Source organism: Nitrosomonas sp. (genome assembly GCA_016703745.1).
In the GTDB taxonomy this organism is placed as follows: domain Bacteria; phylum Pseudomonadota; class Gammaproteobacteria; order Burkholderiales; family Nitrosomonadaceae; genus Nitrosomonas.
Map to the genome: position 1 here is coordinate 1,512,701 of JADJBK010000006.1, position 17,915 is coordinate 1,530,615.

The following is a 17,915-nucleotide window of genomic DNA, read 5'->3' on the forward strand; positions in this document are numbered from 1 at the left end:
TGGTTTTTAGCATTTTCTTGGAAAATAATACATAACCAGTTGTTAACAAATGATATTTAAGTAAACAGAATTACTTCATGCATCGTGGAATCTTACCTGCCGCATGAGCCTGTTGCTGAATTTGTCGCGCAGCAGGTAACCTTGCTTGCAAATCCTGGATGCGAGTACCGTGTGATGGGTGCGTAGACAAAAATTCGATCGACTGCGAACCTTGGCTAGCCTGTGACATTTTCCGCCAGAGCGTGACACTCTCGGCAGGATCAAATCCCGCTTTGGCCATCAAATCCAAACCAATGCGATCCGCTTCGCTCTCGTGCAACCTGCTGAAAGGCATAATGACGCCATACTGCGCACCCACCCCCAGCAATCCAATAGCAGTTTGCCCTAACGCAGTTTGTGGCGCAGCAATTGCCTGTACCAGCGAAATTCCCATTTGCGTACCCATCTGCTGCGACATCCGCTCGTTACTATGTCTGGCCAATACATGTCCCACTTCATGACCAATAACTGCGGCCAGTTGATGCTGGTTATCCACCAGATCGATCAATCCAGTATGCACACCAATTTTCCCACCAGGTAAAGCAAAGGCATTTAAAGATTTATCCTCAAAAACGACAACTTCCCACTGACCGCCAGTTTCACGTGTAATTGCATCAACGATACACCTGACAAACTGGTTATTCACAACATTAGAGCTAGTTCGCGTATCGCGTTTCATTGTTTCAAATGCTTGCAGGCCCAGACTGTTCAATTCAGAATCAGGCATAAAGATCAATTGAGATCTTCCGGTAGGAGAGGTAGCGCAACCACCTAGCAATAAAACTAAAAGCAGTATCAAAAATTTTTTCATTTTGCCATCACGCAAGAATTAACTGCTATTTTCATGAATATCTCTCAAAAGGCATCCTCAGAATACTTGCTAACCGGCTACAGAACTGTGAGCTTCGCCACCGCAGCAACCCGATCATCATCTGATCATACCCAGCTTGCGGCTGGTCGCGATAAGTAGCAAATAGTCTGTCCCAAACTGTTAGATTAAAACCAAAATTATGGTTCATTTCGGCTGGATGAACGGAATGATGAATACGGTGCATATCAGGCGTAACAATAAGGTATCGCAAGATATTATCCAGTTTACGCGGTAAATACACATTGCCATGATTAAACATCGTCATGACACTCAAAATAATCTCGAACAGTAAAACACTCATCACCGGCGCACCAATTAGCACGATAATGGTCAATTTGAACAACATCGAGAGCAACATTTCAAGAGGATGAAAACGCAAACCGGTCGTCACGTCCAGATCGAGATCAGCATGATGGGCACGATGTAATCGCCACAGTGGCGCGAAAGCATGCATCGCAACGTGTTGCCCGTAAATAGCAAGATCGAGCAAAATGATACTCACGCCAATCACAAGCCATGCTGGTAACGTTAATTGATTGAATAAGCCCCATTGATAGCTGGCTGCGTAAGCAGCAGCCCCGGTTGCAGTCACGGGCAGCAGTATTTTCAACAGAATACTGTTAATGAAAGATAATGCGAGATTATTTCGCCAACGGAGCCATCTAGCTACCGTCAACTTTCTCCTGGGCACATATATTTCCCAGCATGCCATGCCGATCAAAACGGTTAAAAACAAGCCGAGTCTAAGGTAATGCTCCTGTTCAACCGGTTGCATATATCACGACAGGCAGTCTGATTATTGAAGTGCTCCCAATTGCAGCGCAAGCTTGCGAGAGTGTTCCGCATCATCTTTAGAGTTTTGTGGATCCAACCAATCCACCAGGTTAGCGCGCACTATTTCACTGAGTGCATTAATCCAGGCAGGGTGCTCGTTCAGGGCAGGAATATAATGAAAATCTTCTCCACCAGCGGCCATAAAGATTGCTTTACCCTCTATTGCTATTTCCTCCAGTGTTTCCAAACAATCAGACACAAAACCCGGGCAAACCACATCAATACGATTGAGTCTTTGCTTACCTAACTCTTCCAATATCTCAGAAGTATAAGGGCCAAGCCACTTTGCAAGACCAAAACGTGATTGAAAACAAACCTGGTATTGATCACTGGATAGCGACAGCGCTTTGGCCAACAATCTACCAGTTTTGTGACATTCACAATGATAGGGATCGCCTGCATCCAGCGTTTTTCGTGGCACGCCATGAAAACTCATCACCAGTTTATCTGGCTGCCCATACTCAGCCCAATAATCTTTAATATTTTCCGCCAGTGCTGCAATATAAACTCCTTTATCATGAAAATGCTTTATCGTGCGCAAAGCAGGCATATTACGCATCTTGCCAAATTCACAAAAAACGCTTTCCAATGCACAACCACTGCTGCTAGCCGCATACTGGGGGAATAAAGGCATCACCAGAATACGATCACAACCACGCTCTCTCATTTTCCATAGCGTATCTTTGATCGAAGGTGTGCCAATACTCATTGCATACTCTACTATCAATGGATACCCGGTTTGTTCTTGCAACAGACTAGCCAGCAAAGTAGTTTGTTTTTCTGTATGCACCTTCAGTGGCGAACCTTCAGGCATCCATATTTGTTCATATTTCCTGGCTGATTTGGCAGGACGAGTATTGAGAATAATACCATTGAGAATAAACCACCAAAACCAGCGTGGTAGCTCAATAATACGTGGCTCACTCAAAAATTGTTTCAGATAAGGCCGCAAAGCTTTGGCGGTGGGCGCAGCAGGCGTTCCCAAATTAATGAGTAAAACACCAACTCGGCTAGAAACCCCATGCTGATAAGCTGGTTCAGGTAACATTAATAGGCTGTGTATCAAAAAAAGAGAAGGTGTTAATGCTGAGACAAGCTACTCGATAACAATTTTGCAGTAATATCAACAACTGGTATTACCTGCTCATACGCCATACGACGCGGACCAATTACACCAACTGTACCAACAATTTCACCTTCAATTTTATAAGGTGCCATCACAACACTGATTTCTTCCTGAATTGTCGAATCTGACTCTCCGCCGATAAAGATTTTTACACCCTGTGCCCGACGGCTTAACTCCATCAGCTGCAGTAATTTTGATTTGCGTTCAAACAATTCAAATAGCTTTTTTAGGCTGGATAAATTTTCTGATAAATCACTTACATCAAAAAGTTTGTGCTCACCGGTAATTACTACGGCTTCGCTATCCATCTGTAAAGTCTCACATCCAACTTCAATAGCCATATTCATCAAATGAGAAATATCCTGACGAATTTTGGTCAACTCACTTTGCAATCCTGTACGAATTGCTTCCAGAGTGCATCCGGCATAATGCTGATTCAGAAAATTACCTGCTTCAATTAGGTCAGATTGGTTGTAAAGTGTTTCCGTAAAAATAATTTTATTTTGTACATCACCATCAGGCGTAACCAAAATTAACAAAATCCGCTTCTCGGTTAAAGCCATAAATTCAATATAGCGAAACACCGCCCCCCCTGATCTTCGAGGCGCCATTACCACACCGACAAACTGGGTAAGTTCCGATAGCAAGTTGGAGGCAACGTTAACCAAGTGCGCAGGGTTCGCCGGATACATCCTGTTTTCAAGCATGGTCATCTGCACATTGTTCAGAGATTTGACTACCAGCAGACTATCCACAAAAAAACGATAGCCAAGCGCAGTCGGCATTCTTCCCGCAGAGGTATGTGGACTGGCGACATAACCCATTTCTTCGAGGTCCGTCATAACATTCCGAACCGTAGCCGGGCTTAGATCCAAACCCGAAAATTTTGCAAGGGCTCGTGAACCCAAAGGCTGTCCTTCATGGATATAGCGCTCAACTAGCGTTTTCAGTAGAATTTTGGCGCGATCATTAAGCATGGCCATATTCTAACAAGTTTGCAGAATCAACAGATAAACGTTATCTGGGTTCTCATACCGGTTCAGAAACAAATGACAAAACATAATCGAAAATAAATTAATGTAATTCATTCCAACGTTTTAATTGCTATCCATATAAGAATATTTTCTAAATACGTAAAATTTATTTAATTTAAAGATTATCTTCATGCTGATGACCTTCATCGTGATGATGGTGGTGATGGTGGTGATCGCCCGCATTGCTGCTCTCGCCGTCAGATATTTTAGGCGCCAATGGCGTAAAACGCGCACCCTGTGTTTCATAGCCCTCCAGAGCCACAAAAACCGACACTACTGTTTCAGGCGTTAATTCAAATTTCCCTTTTCCCCTCATCACATTTCCAAGAAACGGAGTTAGATCGACAGCCGTCTTTTCTCCGTTCGCACTGATGATATTTGCTTTTCCCGATCCTTCCTTGGTTGAAATTTCCTTATCCATGTGATCTGTGACGTAAAGACGTAACTCTTCTGCCTCTACAACCAACTCAAGATGAAAAGGACCTGCCATGCGCAACTGCCCCCCGTGCGGGGCTTTTATTGAATCCAAGTATTCATCACTATGAGCCCAAACAAGACCGGATAGAACAACACTCAAAAAGAATAATATTCCCACACCACTAAATATTTTTTTCATTTCTACTCCTTTCTTATAAAAGTGCGAAGAATCCATAAAAACTAATGGCTATGTCATCGTTAATTGTTGGTCACTGCAAATAAACACTATTTATCATTTATAAACAAGCCATTAGCCAAAAAACCAATAATTGATATTTTTATTTAAATTCATTTGGTTACATAACAACCACTAACTAACGATGACATAGCCAAACTAATACACCATTTCAGTACCGCAATCTATTAACAAATAAAACTTCTAAATATTTTCAAAATTAAAATAATCAGTGCACATGATCTTTAGGAGGAGGCAATATCTCACCCTCCTGATTAAGTTGAGCAAGCTGTTTGACCAACAAGTTAGGGTCGTCCCAGCCAGAGCTGTCAATTGAGGGAATCCATCTTGCTCGCAAATAACCAAAACGATCAATCAAAAACTCCATATGTTCAGGCATAACTCCTTCCCCCATAATATCCGGATGAGTAAGTGTTCTTCTGAAAAGAAGGTAACTATTCCTTATTTCATACCAACCATCCAGCACCACGGGGAAAGCAACATCCGCAGAAATATTCTCCAGGATATTTTTACTGAGCTCATCCATCGGAATTGCCAGAATTTCTGTATCAAGCATTTTTAGCCTGTCAGTCAATTCATTTAATTCTTTCAATCTCACAGAGGAATCAGGCCAGCTGAACAAAACCAATATTATGTTACTGCGTTGTCGATAATCTTTCAGAATACCTGCCTTACCATTAACAGCAGTAAACTGAAACATCGGAGGTCCCATGGATGGTCTATCAGGTACCACAGAAGGGTTTAATAGTCTGGCCTGATACCCCCTTGACATGGCATGCAAGTAATTAACTGTATCCCACCGATCTTCTTCAGATAAATTTGCTGCGAAACCAGGCATACCACTTTCTGCCACTCCGTAAGTTAGCCAGTGAAAAAAGTCACCAGCAGTGTGTTTAGCAGTATGCGCTTCTGTCAGCAAATCTACGGCTGGCCGAGAAAATGTTTTGGCCAAAAGACCATTACCTGCGCCCTGAGAGCCATGGCAGTTTGTGCAATTTTCGGCAAACAAGGCGCTTCCATTGGAAATGGAAATCGCATCGAACGGAACTGGCGTACTCTGATAGGTCTCAGGGTACGCCTTAATAGCAAACTGAGGCAGAATTATCGATAACGCAAAAATTATTAGGATTGCTGGTACTACATATCGTTTTTTGACTTGCCAGTTATTTCTAATGCCTAGCCAGATCGATCCTATTCCTATGGCCAATAGTCCTATTCCACTCCAGAAATAATTCTGAACAGTAGGATCTTCCCATGTTGCAACTACGGAAAACCTAAACGGGTATGGCCAGTATTCCACCATCGCATGTTTGGCAGGCACAGTATTGGACAACACGGTGGCAATTAAAACTAAAAATAGTGCCAGGATAAATTCTATACGAACCCATTTCTGTAGCTTTGTCATACCAACTGTAGCATCTACAGAAAAATCACCCAACCTTTTCGTCTGGCTAACATCAGAGTATAGCCGTTGAAAGTAACTCAGACTTGACAGTGATTCAGAATTATGTTGAATATCTGCTTTAACAAGTCTCTCAAACAACGGCAACCATCTAGACCGAGCCTGATAAGCAATTATCAAGACAACCGTTAATAATGCAATTTTGGTATTTAATAGCCACCCGTATGCACTTGATACCAGAGCATGGTAATCCTCATCAATCATCCGATCGGCTACAATAACACCTGTTAGCATAATTGCCAGCATTACAGGCAATGCCAGCCCCGAAAATCTTTTCAAACAGGCAACATTCAGGCCAAAGCCACCCTCTTGATCATCTGTTGGTTGTTTATCAAAAACAATCAATAAAAAAGCTGGCAATGCGCCAAACCAAATCCCTGCCAGCAAAATATGTATCGAATACAGCGAAACATACGTAAGATAGTTTTCTTCAGCGGCCGAATGGCTAACAAGCGCCCCCGCGATTAGTGGAAAGGCTGCAGCCAGTGCGCAGGAGTAATAATGCCAGGATTGTCTAGGTTTTTTTCGAAGCAGCAACAGAATTAGAAAAAATAAAATAGCGGCAAACAGGGCACGAGCCACCCACATATGCCCCATTTTAGTTTGAACAATAATCTCTAACCACGCACTGGGCAATAAAACATTCGCATCCACACCCGTAGCTTCTGCTGTCGTTATCGCCAATATACCCAAAAGGCCAACTAAAATTATCCCTGCCAGCCATGGAAACAAACGTTCTAATCGTCGAACCCAAAATCTTTCATACAACGAAGTAGACTGACTTGCGTAGGCAAGAAAAAAACAACTTCCTAATAATATAAGATTAGCAACGAGTTGCATCCAGCGCGCAGTTGTCGCAAAAAACTCAAGCACCTACTGCCCCTCCCATCAATCCGATTTCTGCTTAATACTAAACATATAATCCGCATCTACCACATGGCCGTCCACAGATAGCACACGGAATTTAACGGTATATTTCCCCGAGGCCAGTTCCGGCAATTCAAGATAAATTGATTTTGGATCTTCGGAATGAACCAATGGTTTTTTTTCAGTTACAGTTTTCTTTTTTTCATCAAAAACAACTAAAGAAGCATAATCAGCCTCAATTTCCTCATTAAACCAAAGACGTATCTGCTTAGGCGGTATCGAAAGCACCGCACGACGCGCGGGCTCAGCCTTGACAAGCGAAGCGTGAGCAAAAGCATCATGTGAGTAGATAAGAAATATCGCTAGCATTAAACCAATTAGTAGCGTACTTGTTAAGCGAACCAATAACACTCCCCCGTTCAAAAACAATCTACACACGAGCTCTACTGCAAACAATCTGTTTAGACTCATACTTTATCTATCCCATAAAAGGTTAAACAAATCGAACTGATTCGGTATTTCACAAATCAATTAAGCCACTTGCTGGTTACTGTCTCCAGATTTATTCTTTTTCATAAAGAAGAATCCGGCTGCTGCAGCAACTACTGCCAGCAATCCAAATATCATCGGTAAATTTGATTTACCACCCGTTCCCACAGCAAACGGGAAACGCGACACATATTCAACATCACTACCGCGAACTGTTACCAATCCAACAAATTTTCCTTCTAGCGGAAAATTATGCTCAAATGTAACCGATCCATTTGGGTAAACCTTGGGTTCTATTTGGAATATTGTAACTTCATCCAAATTATCTTCCGATCCCGTATCACGAATTATGCGCACTTCAGTAGTCATCGGACGTAAATCCTCATCTATATAGTCCAGCGCGACAATCGTTCGACCAATATTTGGAATATCCTCACAGAATTCCTGTTCCTGGGAGCTCTCTGGCTGGTATCCGGTAAAGTGCATGGTGTAAGGGCCAATCGTTAATTTGCACATATCATCCGCCAGAGACAGCCCTCCATGCGCATTCACCTGCACGCTAAATGCCACTCCGAGTAATATTGCTGTCAGCCACTGCGATGTGCTCTGCATGCAGTTCTTTATCATCATTTACTTTCTCCCTCTTTAAATCTTTTGATTGTATATCTAATCGCACATTATAAAAATGGTTTTTTATCTATTTCCACCGGTTTTTGAACCATTTGTTAATACGTCCGGACTGCACCAGTTTAAATATAAGCCAAGATAATACTAACAGCACGATAGCCGGACCTATAGCCTGGCGTGCCACTTTTGCATAATCCACCATCTCCACGCGCAGTTGATAGTGATAGTTTAATGGCGGCACCCCCTCTGCAGTCACCAATAGCGAATATAGCCCCTGATCCAGCCGTTCCAATCCGTTTATCACGCCATCCGGGTAATAATCCGCATTCATTTGGGCAACCGTCTCGCCTTCAGGGGTCGCTCCACGAAATACTTTTAAACTCACCGGCATGTTTCTGAGCGCCGGATCAATTAAGTCTACGACCAGATACGTTTCCCCCGCAACCGGTATCTCTGTGCAATATTGTCCTGTCTGATCATGTTGTGGCTGATACGCACTTAGATGCACCATATTTTCACCAACCTGACGAACGCAGATATCCTCTTCCAGTGGTACCGCTCCGTGCGCCTGTACATTACTTATATTCAATGCTCCAATCAATCCACAACACGCTAAAACTACCTGTATTGATCGCCTCATCATGACCAATTCCCCCCCATAAATTTTTAATCTATTTGCAACAAGCCCTTCTCTCAAATAGCCCAATCGCTATTTTTTGTTAGCAATCATCTCATAGAGACAACGATTATTTCGACAGATTTCAGGATACTTTGTTCTCGTTCCGCTAATAAAAAAACCGTTACACCCCTGCCTGACGACCGCGGTGTAACGGTTGATGGTGATTAACCTAACCCTGGTATTGCTTAGAGTTTGGTAAAGACTGGAATCACTGGACCAGCAATACTGGTGATATGTCGATTTCCTTCTTCATCCCAAGCCATCAGCAGTCCACCAAAGCGGCTTTCCGGGTCACCCAACAACGCCATCAAGCGTTGAATTTCCCATAATGCATCTTTGGCTTCCATTTTCATTTCTCTGGTTTCGCCCGGCTGGATTGGTGTTTCATCATCAAATGACAGTCCAATTGCCGTTAATTCACGTGGATAGTTTGGATCCAGTGTTTTACGTCCAACCGAGTTAATAAAACGAATACCTGCCGTGGTGAATTCACCGAACTCAATCGCGCTATCACCATTGTTAGTTACTTCCATTGAAACACGCAGCGCACGACCTGGTACGTCATAGTTCGCGTCTGTTATGGTAATAGCAACCGGGTTAGGTGCTACCGGTAATGGAGCAACCTTGGATTCACCCGCTTGAATTGGTACAGTGTAGGGATGTTTGTTTTCTGTATAGCGATAACCACCCCATACTAAACCTAGCGTCACTACTACCATCACCCAGGCAATCTTGGTATCCACTGGATCACGCAGCAGGTCATCACCGTATGCCAGCAGTACCCGGCTACGCGGGAGGAACATGGGACGGATAGTGAATACGCCAATCCAGAAAACACCCAGCGATATCCACAATACGTGCCAGAAAAGTCCATTGGTATGATTAAACGTTTCTGAATCGATGGTTTCACCCGTCAGCAACTTGAGCGGATTGGTAAAATCATCCCAACTTCCCGTGATGTTCATCCATGCGCCCGGACCAGCAATTGGACCAGCTCCTTCCACATTCAACATCGCATGAATGTGGTGACGACCAGGAATACGCGCTCTCAGATTAACTTCGAATGCATAGTCACGGCCAACCTGCAATGGTCCAGAAATAAACCATGGATGACCATTGATTTTGGTACTCAGCCGAACAAAAACCGGACTCGGGCTACCCACGTTCAGGAATGCGCGTTCAGGTTTTGAAGCAGCCCGTGGCCAGTCTGATGCCAAATGGAACTTACCTTCCATTCTTGCATTTTCATTCACTTTGACAGTTTCCTGGACTCCATTTCACGTCATACCATTGCACAGTCCGCATCCGCAGGAATGGCTCTTGTGAACGCTCACCATGTGCCGCTACCGTTGAAACATCCAGCGTCATCGTCATGGTCAGTGCTGCTACTGCATAGGCCGCACCGTAAAGCCCCATCACGCCATGTTTATATAGTTTTTTGATATCCATTATTTGATCCTCTCTGGAAAGCCTTCTTCACCAAATGCAGTCACATCTTCTCTATGTACAATCCGTCCTCTTTTACCTTTAACGTAGAAGAAGGCTGTGCAGTAGACTTTGCCCAGATACCACCAAACGCAGAACATCAACATGGAAACGAATGCTGCAAAGAACGCCGCAATCACTGTGGTATGGCCGCCAAAAGTACGCAATGATCCTTTCTCAATCAGACGCGTATATTCCGGTGTACCTGTGCGAATGTACATGTGACCCATGTAATCAGCCATCGACAGCAAGTGTCCTTCTACTACGATCGGCAAATGTGTAGGACCAAATATCGGCCAGTTACCTGGATAAAATAACAATCCAAAGAAGGCACCGCCAACCAATGCGGTAACTAACCAGTTACGTGTCAAATACAAGGTCAAATCCAGCATTAATGCACCTGGAAGCATAATACCCGGTGTGACAAAATTGATTGGGTAATGTGACCACCAGTAGAATCCCCAGTAGCGGGTCAGCCATTCACCCAGCAACAAACATATTACGCAAAGGGTCGCGCCAAATGGTTGACGATAGTTCACCCACAGGTAGTACATAATGGTCGAACAGTAGGTAATTCCAACGATAGGTGTCAATACCGGCCACCACTGGCGATCTTTCCAATCCAGCCAGAAATCCCAGTCACCTGCCAATAGCATAAAATGCATGTGGTAGGTTCCAACCAGCAGCACAATCAAAATCGGAAAATACACCGCATCAATCAATCGCGACATGTGAATCGCTTCTGGCGGCATTTTAGCCGCTTTCAGAATTTCATTCGTTCTGAATACACCAGCAAACATACCTTCGCCCTTGGTGAGCAAAGTAAACACCATTAACAACGGTACGACATATATCAGAACTAGTAAAATATCATTCATAACTCCCTCCCTTTTCTAGCTTGTAATATTAAGTGTAGCAACATGACGATTCCTCTATCTTTATCAATAAAGTACCTCTCTCGTACCCGGCTGACTCCAATCCCTCGAAATCAACCAGGGTATTTCCACTCACATCCTGGAAGCGTGGCGCCAATCAACTACTCGACGCCGCGCCACCAAAAATGTACCAGATTAAGCTACGACCCGGTTGTTAAGAATTTCTTTACTTTGGTTATTCCAGATAACGTCAGTCAGATTGGAATAACGGGTGATAATCTGTGCAGCAATACCACCTTGAAACAGGCCAGCCCATCCCAGAATCACGAAGCCCCAGTGCAGCGGTGCACTAAACAGCTCTTCCATGAACCAGAAAGCATGGCCCCATTCGTTCAAACCAACGTTAGGCAGAATCATCAATGGTCCCGCAATCGCCATAACCAGTGGGAATGAAATTCCACGGCTATACAGCGGTAGACGAGTCATTGCATACAGGTATGCAGCAATACCGCAGACAATGTACATTGGGAATGAACCATAAAATACCACTACATGACTAGGGGTAAAGCTGGTGTCACGGATAATCACTTGATGCCAGGGAAGCATCTTGCTCCGTGAAGAAACTACCGCCCCAGTACACACCAAAGATGTATACGCCAATCCACATCAACCAGTAGAAATAACGTTTAATCTCCAGTTTAGGATCAAGGTTATCCAACTGCTCTTTGGTATCACGCGTTTTTAAGATCCAGCCCCAGGTTACCAAGGCAAACAACGGCATAATGGTCATGTGTACGCGCCACAGTCCCATCCAGATGCGGTCAAATTCAGGCTCCATCGAGTCCATACCGTGCGAATACGCAAAAGTACGTTGATACCATACCCAGAATATTGCTACCAACAGCATGGTGATCATGCCAAATTTGTACCACTTGGAGTCATACCACAACGACATGTCATAGCCTCTTTCCGAGGTAGACGCTGCGCTGCTTGTTCCCATCGTAGTTGCCATCTCTAGTTCCTCCTATCGAACAACATTTTTGTTAAAAATTGTGATGATTTGTCTTCTTTCCATCACCCGTCTTCACAAAAACCACAAACTAATCGCGGCTTTTGCCTTGCTTGTGACACTCTACTACCACTTTTGTTCCAGCAAGGTTACACCTCCAACGCCAGATACACCCGAAAGCGTAGTCACCTTCTCATCCTTAGTCAAGTTTTTTCCATACTTTAAGTATGGGAATATAAGATCATTCCAAATTTACTTAATATTAACTAAAGGTTGGCGAAACCACGCACCTCCAAAAATATTATTCAGCGCCCGCCCCGAAACCCAATTTTCACCATCTACCCGTATAATTTCTGCCCCCTCCTGAACAAAATACAACGAAACAACACTACCAAAAACATATCCATTTGTGATTCTTGGGAGATATCGCCCAGAAAAGCCGATTACAACGCAGCAGTCATCGCTGATTGTTCACAATCAGAATATTTTTTGCATCTGAAAAAAGTTTCAGGCCGTTCGCCGGTATCTTAAATCCACACGGCAAAATCAAATTTTTTCTGGATAATATCTAAAGACGCGTAGCGGAGCGAACGACCGATTCACTGAGTGACGGCACGCAAAGTTCCATGAACCGATAGGCATAATTGCGAAGAAAGTAATTGCGGCGGATTGAAATAAAAGTTGTGTTTTCTTCGAATAAATGATCCCCGGGAAGCATGATCAGGGAGGAATCTGTCTCAGGAATAATTCAGCTTGACAGGCAAAGTCGGACAGTTTGAGCGTAGGACATAGAGCACCAAATGAGGAATAAAAACTCCTTCATTGGCCGCCGCCCTGCTTACGCCAGAAACCCGCGTATGCAGGGCGGCGGCAGCGCAAACCTTGCCTTCTGTCAAGTAATTTTTGCTCATTTTCTGAATATTTTTAACGTCTCGTATCGCTACTTTGCTTCTGCTTTAATGGTCGCATCTGGATGCTGAATGTCTAAACCCGAGCTTTACTTGAGTGATGCTGCTTATTTAAAGGCTCTGAGTGATACTTCAACGTAGAAAAAATTACTGTGGTCGTTATATTCTCCCAATGCGGCGAGTTGCCTGTTTTTCACAAAAGCCCCGTTCATCCAACGTGAATATCCGACGGTGGTATCAACATGTGGTGTCAGTTTGTATCGGATGCGGGTATTAATCGACTGCCCCAGGAAGTCGCCGCTTTGTCCGGTCGGATCGCGGTTGAGGGTGTTTCGTGTGGCAACGTTAAAAAGATTATTGAAACGGTCGGTGTCGCTGGCCAGCCAAAACCAGCTGTATCCGCCGTCTATCGAAACATCTTTGTGTGGAGAGAACTCGAACACGATCTTGGGCGCCTTGACGTTTTCCATAATCAGATTGTCGTCAGGCGACCACGGACGCGCAAAGCCGAAGAACCGTTCAAAGCGATTGTTTACGTTGTCGTTCGGGTTGCGGTCACCGCTGACAAAGCCATAAAAGGCGCTTACCCGTGGTTTCCAGTCGTGCTTGAAGGTATAGCCAAGCTCGATCAGGTATGACCAGGCGGATTTTGTCTGGCCGTTGTCGCGACCAAACTGGTAGATCGCGCCCAGATCATAGTCAATATTGGTTTTTGGCAGTACACCGTAAGCGCGTATACCCGGTGAATGTATTTCCCGGCTGGCCTGTTGTCCGCCTCTGTCATCCTGCATCAGCGCCATGTAATACGGCTGTATCGTGATGACATCGGACCATTTTCGCCAGTGACCCACCGCGCCATAAAACCACTGGCCTTTATTGCGGCCATCAAAGTCGTTTATATCGCGGATGACAGGCTGTAATCCCCAGGCATCCAGTTCCCAGTCGTTCGCCTCCCGCCCGAATGTGACCCGAAAACCTTCAAAATTGTTGGTGGTATTGCGCCATTGATTGTTGCCGAACAAACGTCTGTCGACGGTCTCCCAAGCCATGCGCCCCCCGCGGATCCGGAGCGGACGGTCATTACCTAGATCGTCTTTCCCCAGCACATCCTTGAAATACAGCTCGCCATAAGTCTGAATCAGTTCAAATTTATTCCAGTCGCGATTATCTCTGGGGAAATTACTGTTATAAGCACGTGCGTCTTCAAATTCGACCGCAAAACGGAAAGGATCGACAATATTTCTGATACCGATATAGGCACGGGTACGCAGCAGGAAATTATTATCAGTTATCAGTCTATTGCGCCGTATATCGCCATCGCGCAGCTCGTACCGCACCCGGTAGTCAAAACCGGCATCGAGCCAGTCAAGATGCTTGAATGCTTCGATATCTGTCTTGGCCAGATTGCGCACATAACGCGGTGGATCAGATTCCGGGTGGGTGGAATAGCTGCGCGCACGCTGGAAGTAACTGGACTTCTGCGGCGCTTCCGGTTGCGCGGGGGCGGATTGAACAGGTTGCGCTGCAGACTGATTTTTGGGTGATATTGCCCATTTATCCGCATCCTGGTCTGCTGCACCTGCTTGTGCGATGAGCACGACGGATTGCCGGGTTGACGGACTGTTGTTTGATAGCGTGTACTCATTCGCCAGTGCAGCGGCGGTGGGCAGCAGACTTGCTGTCGTAGCCAGCAAAAGCGAAATGATTCGCCGGACAGGTTTCATAACTTTCTCCTGAATGTTCTTCCGGTGTTCCGGTCAGGCCATTGTTGCGTGTTAATTTTTATTCATATGAATCCTCATCCAACCCGTGAGCAAAGGACAGATGGCGATATACAGAAAATCGCTTTAAGCAGGACGATTCATGTCAACTATTACACATACAATGTAATCATGATAGGGCTTGAGCGGGATACAACAGAAGCTGCCAAGCAATGAGAAAAAATATGGTATTTCTTTCGAAGAAGCCGAGTCTGCCTTCCATGACGAATTTGCGGTGCAATTTTATGATAATGCACATTCGATAGAAAAACACTGTTTTCTGATGCTCGGCTTTAGTTATGAATCCAAGATGCTTCTTGTCTACCACTGCGAACGGGAATCAGGCGAGACAATCAGGATAATATCAGCCTGCAAAGCAACCAAATGCGAAAGCAAACACCACAAAGGTAACGCGCCATGAAAGCAGAATATGATCTTTCCCAAATGAAATCACGAAAAAACCCTTACGCCTCGAAGCTGAAGAGATCAGTTACAATCTGGCTCGGTGAAGATGTGGTTGGGTATTTCAAAGAAATGACTGAGAACAGTGGTGTGCCATACCAAAGCCTCATTAATTTATATCTTCAGGATTGTGTACGCAAACACCGAACCATTGATGTTTCTTGACCATCAAATTCAACTGCGATTTCGAACCAATAACAAGTCCGTGGTGGTTTTGAAGGTTTGCTTTTATCGAGTTTGGCGACTCGCTCCTTAGCTTTGCGTTATATGCCCAACCCAACTCGAACCAATCCAGAAAACCGGATCATCGGATGACGAATAAAACAGACCTGTCAGAACGTGACATCTGCACCAAGTTCATCACGCCTGCGCTGGAGCAAGCCGGTTGGGACATGCAGAAGCAAGTCCGCGAGGAAGTCGGCTTCACCGATGGCCGTATCTATGTGAAGGGCAATCTCACCACCCGTGGCAAGCGCAAGCGGGCCGACTACATCCTTTACTACAAACCTAATATCCCGGTCGCCATCATCGAGGCCAAGGATAACAAGCACTCGGTCATGGCAGGCATACAGCAAGGGTTGAATTACGCCACCATTCTAGATATCCCCTCGGTGTTCAGTAGCAATGGCGATGGCTTTTTTGAACACGACCGCACCGCCGCCAGCGGCAGTGTCGAGCGCGAACTCCCGCTGCACGACTTCCCGACACCCGAACAACTGTGGGAGCGTTACAAACGCTACAAAGGTATCGCCACGCCGGAAGCCGAGCGCATCAGCGCCCAGGATTATTTTTTCGACGGCACCAGTCGCAGCCCGCGCTATTACCAGCAAATCGCCATCAACCGCACGGTAGAGGCCATTGCCAAAGGTCAGCAGCGCATTCTGCTGACTATGGCCACGGGCACCGGTAAAACCTATACCGCCTTTCAGATCATCCATCGCCTATGGAAAGCCGGGGCCAAAAAACGCATCCTGTTTCTGGCCGACCGAAACACCCTGATCGACCAGACCCGGCGCGGTGACTTCCGTCATTTCAAAGACAAAATGACGGTTATCAAGCACAAGAAGATCGACAAATCCTACGAAATATATCTGGCGCTTTATCAAGGGCTGACCAACTATGATGAAGACAAGGACGCTTACCGCGAATTCAGCACCGATTTTTTCGATCTGATCGTTATCGACGAGTGCCACCGTGGCAGCGCCTCGGAAGACAGCGCATGGCGCGAAATCCTGGATTACTTCAAAACCGCAACCCATATCGGCCTTACCGCGACGCCCAGGGAAACCGAAACCGTTTCCAGCACTGAATACTTCGGCGACCCCATTTACACTTACTCGCTCAAACAGGGCATTCAGGACGGCTTTCTTGCGCCCTATAAGGTGGTGCGCGTTGGCTTGAATGTTGATCTGGAAGGCTGGCGACCGGAGGCAGGCAAAACTGATAAAAGTGGTCAGTTGGTGGATGATCGTATCTACAACCGCAAGGATTATGACAAGAATCTGGTCATCGACGAGCGTACAGAAGCGGTAGCCAACAAAATCACCGAATACCTGAAAAAGACCAACCGCTTTGATAAGGCGATTGTGTTCTGCGTGGATATCGACCATGCCCAGCGCATGCGTGCAGCATTAGCCAATACCAACAGCGACCTCATGGCGCAGAATCCCAAGTATGTTATGCAGATCACCGGTGATAACGATGAAGGCAAGCGCGAGCTGGACAACTTCATCAATCCCGAAGAACGCTACCCGGTGATTGCCACCACCTCCAAACTGATGACCACTGGCGTGGATGCCCAAACCTGCAAACTCATCGTGCTGGACAGCAACATTGGCTCAATGACCGAGTTCAAACAGATCATCGGGCGTGGCACCCGTATTAACGAAGAGTTCGGCAAAACCTTCTTCACCATTCTGGATTTCCGCAATGTCACTGACCTCTTTGCTGATCCTGATTTTGATGGCGACCCGGTGCGCGTCAAAGAACTGGTGCAGGACGACGAATTCGACACCCCAGAAGAAGAGCTGAGCAAAGATGAAATCCTGACCGGCGACGAGGGCGAAGCGATCATCTTTGAACTGCCCGTCGAAACGCCTTATCTCATACCTGATATCATCGATGGCGGGGATATCATCAGTGGGCCGAAACCCAAATATTACGTTAATGGTGTCAATGTCGCTGTGCTCAACGAGCGCATTCAATACATGGATGGCAACGGCAAGCTGATTACCGGTAGTCTGAAAGACTACACCCGGCAAAAAGTGCGCGAGCAATATCAAACACTGGATGCCTTTCTCAACAAATGGAACGGCGCCGACAAAAAACAGGCCGTTATTGACGAGCTGACCGAGCAGGGTATCGTACTGGAAAACCTGAAAGAGGCCATCAGCAAAGAGATGGACATTTTCGACATGATCTGTCACACCGCTTTCGACCAGCCCCCGCTGACTCGTTCCGAACGAGTCAAACAGGTGAAAAAGCGCGATGTATTCACCCGTTATGGTGATCAGGCACACAAAGTGCTCGAAGCCCTGCTGGACAAATACGCAGACGAAGGCATCGAGAACATCGAAGACATCAAGGTGCTCAAGGTCAATCCCTTCGACCAGTTCGGCACCCCGACTGAAATCATCAAATTATTCGGCGGCAAGCCACAATACTTGCAAGCCTTAACCCAACTGGAACACGCGCTGTATCAAGCGGTCTGAACAG

At 45.6% G+C, this 17,915-nt stretch carries 15 protein-coding genes and 2 pseudogenes; 3 read left to right on the forward strand and 14 right to left on the reverse strand.

From position 1 onward, the window contains the following. Positions 1-70: 70 nt before the first annotated feature. The 14 genes and pseudogenes from IPG31_08260 to IPG31_08325 all read right to left on the reverse strand — a co-directional run bounded on the left by IPG31_08260 (position 71) and on the right by IPG31_08325 (position 14,702). Positions 71-850, reverse strand: a complete 780-nt coding sequence (locus IPG31_08260; GenBank protein ID MBK6618339.1) for a M48 family metallopeptidase — start codon at positions 848-850, stop codon at positions 71-73. Positions 851-881: 31 nt separating this feature from the next. Beyond that, on the reverse strand, positions 882-1,685 hold the full coding sequence (locus tag IPG31_08265; protein ID MBK6618340.1) for a sterol desaturase family protein: 804 nt from the start codon (positions 1,683-1,685) through the stop codon (positions 882-884). A 21-nt stretch (positions 1,686-1,706) separates the two neighbouring features. Further along, positions 1,707-2,792, reverse strand: a complete 1,086-nt coding sequence (locus tag IPG31_08270; GenBank protein MBK6618341.1) for a ferrochelatase — start codon at positions 2,790-2,792, stop codon at positions 1,707-1,709. Between the two features lie 32 nt (positions 2,793-2,824). Continuing rightward, the gene (hrcA, locus tag IPG31_08275; GenBank protein MBK6618342.1) at positions 2,825-3,847 is read right to left on the reverse strand and encodes a heat-inducible transcriptional repressor HrcA; all 1,023 of its coding nucleotides are present in this window, start codon (positions 3,845-3,847) and stop codon (positions 2,825-2,827) included. Between the two features lie 172 nt (positions 3,848-4,019). Further along, positions 4,020-4,520, reverse strand: coding sequence for a hypothetical protein (locus IPG31_08280; protein ID MBK6618343.1), 501 nt, complete (start codon positions 4,518-4,520; stop codon positions 4,020-4,022). 265 nt (positions 4,521-4,785) lie between these two features. Continuing rightward, positions 4,786-6,912 (reverse strand): CopD family protein, encoded by a 2,127-nt coding sequence (locus tag IPG31_08285; protein MBK6618344.1) that lies wholly within the window; start codon positions 6,910-6,912, stop codon positions 4,786-4,788. Between the two features lie 15 nt (positions 6,913-6,927). Continuing rightward, on the reverse strand, positions 6,928-7,377 hold the full coding sequence (locus tag IPG31_08290; GenBank protein MBK6618345.1) for a copper resistance protein CopC: 450 nt from the start codon (positions 7,375-7,377) through the stop codon (positions 6,928-6,930). 60 nt (positions 7,378-7,437) lie between these two features. After that, positions 7,438-8,022, reverse strand: coding sequence for an LPXTG cell wall anchor domain-containing protein (locus IPG31_08295; protein MBK6618346.1), 585 nt, complete (start codon positions 8,020-8,022; stop codon positions 7,438-7,440). 70 nt (positions 8,023-8,092) lie between these two features. Next, the gene (locus IPG31_08300) at positions 8,093-8,665 is read right to left on the reverse strand and encodes a hypothetical protein (protein MBK6618347.1); all 573 of its coding nucleotides are present in this window, start codon (positions 8,663-8,665) and stop codon (positions 8,093-8,095) included. A gap of 221 nt (positions 8,666-8,886) precedes the next feature. Then, positions 8,887-10,150: pseudogene (locus tag IPG31_08305) on the reverse strand (methane monooxygenase/ammonia monooxygenase subunit B). Continuing rightward, a complete protein-coding gene (locus tag IPG31_08310) occupies positions 10,150-10,986 on the reverse strand; it encodes a methane monooxygenase/ammonia monooxygenase subunit A (GenBank protein MBK6618348.1) in 837 nt (278 codons plus the stop codon). The pseudogene IPG31_08305 and the gene IPG31_08310 overlap by 1 nt, the downstream one beginning before the upstream one ends. A 270-nt stretch (positions 10,987-11,256) precedes the next feature. Beyond that, positions 11,257-12,073, reverse strand: a pseudogene (locus IPG31_08315) (methane monooxygenase/ammonia monooxygenase subunit C). A 734-nt stretch (positions 12,074-12,807) separates the two neighbouring features. Beyond that, positions 12,808-12,981 (reverse strand): hypothetical protein, encoded by a 174-nt coding sequence (locus IPG31_08320; protein MBK6618349.1) that lies wholly within the window; start codon positions 12,979-12,981, stop codon positions 12,808-12,810. Positions 12,982-13,085: 104 nt separating this feature from the next. Beyond that, positions 13,086-14,702, reverse strand: a complete 1,617-nt coding sequence (locus IPG31_08325) for an alginate export family protein (GenBank protein ID MBK6618350.1) — start codon at positions 14,700-14,702, stop codon at positions 13,086-13,088. A 178-nt stretch (positions 14,703-14,880) separates the two neighbouring features. Here IPG31_08325 and IPG31_08330 point away from each other — a divergent pair, with 178 nt between their 5' ends. The 3 genes from IPG31_08330 to IPG31_08340 all read left to right on the forward strand — a co-directional run bounded on the left by IPG31_08330 (position 14,881) and on the right by IPG31_08340 (position 17,911). Further along, positions 14,881-15,159, forward strand: a complete 279-nt coding sequence (locus tag IPG31_08330; GenBank protein MBK6618351.1) for a BrnT family toxin — start codon at positions 14,881-14,883, stop codon at positions 15,157-15,159. Further along, a complete protein-coding gene (locus IPG31_08335) occupies positions 15,156-15,365 on the forward strand; it encodes a BrnA antitoxin family protein (protein MBK6618352.1) in 210 nt (69 codons plus the stop codon). Before IPG31_08330 ends, IPG31_08335 begins: the two co-directional genes overlap by 4 nt. 146 nt (positions 15,366-15,511) lie before the next feature. Beyond that, positions 15,512-17,911 carry a DEAD/DEAH box helicase family protein gene (locus tag IPG31_08340; protein MBK6618353.1) on the forward strand — a complete coding sequence of 800 codons (2,400 nt, stop codon included), beginning with the start codon at positions 15,512-15,514 and terminating at the stop codon, positions 17,909-17,911. Positions 17,912-17,915: the final 4 nt, after the last annotated feature.

What these genes read in the sequence shown, in the direction of transcription:
- IPG31_08320 (MBK6618349.1), bottom strand. Translation starts at nt 12,981, where the DNA reads ATGAGCAAAAATTACTTGACAGAAGGCAAGGTTTGCGCTGCCGCCGCC.
- IPG31_08300 (MBK6618347.1), bottom strand. Translation starts at nt 8,665, where the DNA reads ATGATGAGGCGATCAATACAGGTAGTTTTAGCGTGTTGTGGATTGATT.
- IPG31_08335 (MBK6618352.1), top strand. Translation starts at nt 15,156, where the DNA reads ATGAAAGCAGAATATGATCTTTCCCAAATGAAATCACGAAAAAACCCT.
- IPG31_08340 (MBK6618353.1), top strand. Translation starts at nt 15,512, where the DNA reads ATGACGAATAAAACAGACCTGTCAGAACGTGACATCTGCACCAAGTTC.
- IPG31_08325 (MBK6618350.1), bottom strand. Translation starts at nt 14,702, where the DNA reads ATGAAACCTGTCCGGCGAATCATTTCGCTTTTGCTGGCTACGACAGCA.
- IPG31_08270 (MBK6618341.1), bottom strand. Translation starts at nt 2,792, where the DNA reads ATGTTACCTGAACCAGCTTATCAGCATGGGGTTTCTAGCCGAGTTGGT.
- IPG31_08295 (MBK6618346.1), bottom strand. Translation starts at nt 8,022, where the DNA reads ATGATAAAGAACTGCATGCAGAGCACATCGCAGTGGCTGACAGCAATA.
- IPG31_08265 (MBK6618340.1), bottom strand. Translation starts at nt 1,685, where the DNA reads ATGCAACCGGTTGAACAGGAGCATTACCTTAGACTCGGCTTGTTTTTA.
- IPG31_08290 (MBK6618345.1), bottom strand. Translation starts at nt 7,377, where the DNA reads ATGAGTCTAAACAGATTGTTTGCAGTAGAGCTCGTGTGTAGATTGTTT.
- hrcA (MBK6618342.1), bottom strand. Translation starts at nt 3,847, where the DNA reads ATGCTTAATGATCGCGCCAAAATTCTACTGAAAACGCTAGTTGAGCGC.
- IPG31_08310 (MBK6618348.1), bottom strand. Translation starts at nt 10,986, where the DNA reads ATGTTTGCTGGTGTATTCAGAACGAATGAAATTCTGAAAGCGGCTAAA.
- IPG31_08280 (MBK6618343.1), bottom strand. Translation starts at nt 4,520, where the DNA reads ATGAAAAAAATATTTAGTGGTGTGGGAATATTATTCTTTTTGAGTGTT.
- IPG31_08260 (MBK6618339.1), bottom strand. Translation starts at nt 850, where the DNA reads ATGAAAAAATTTTTGATACTGCTTTTAGTTTTATTGCTAGGTGGTTGC.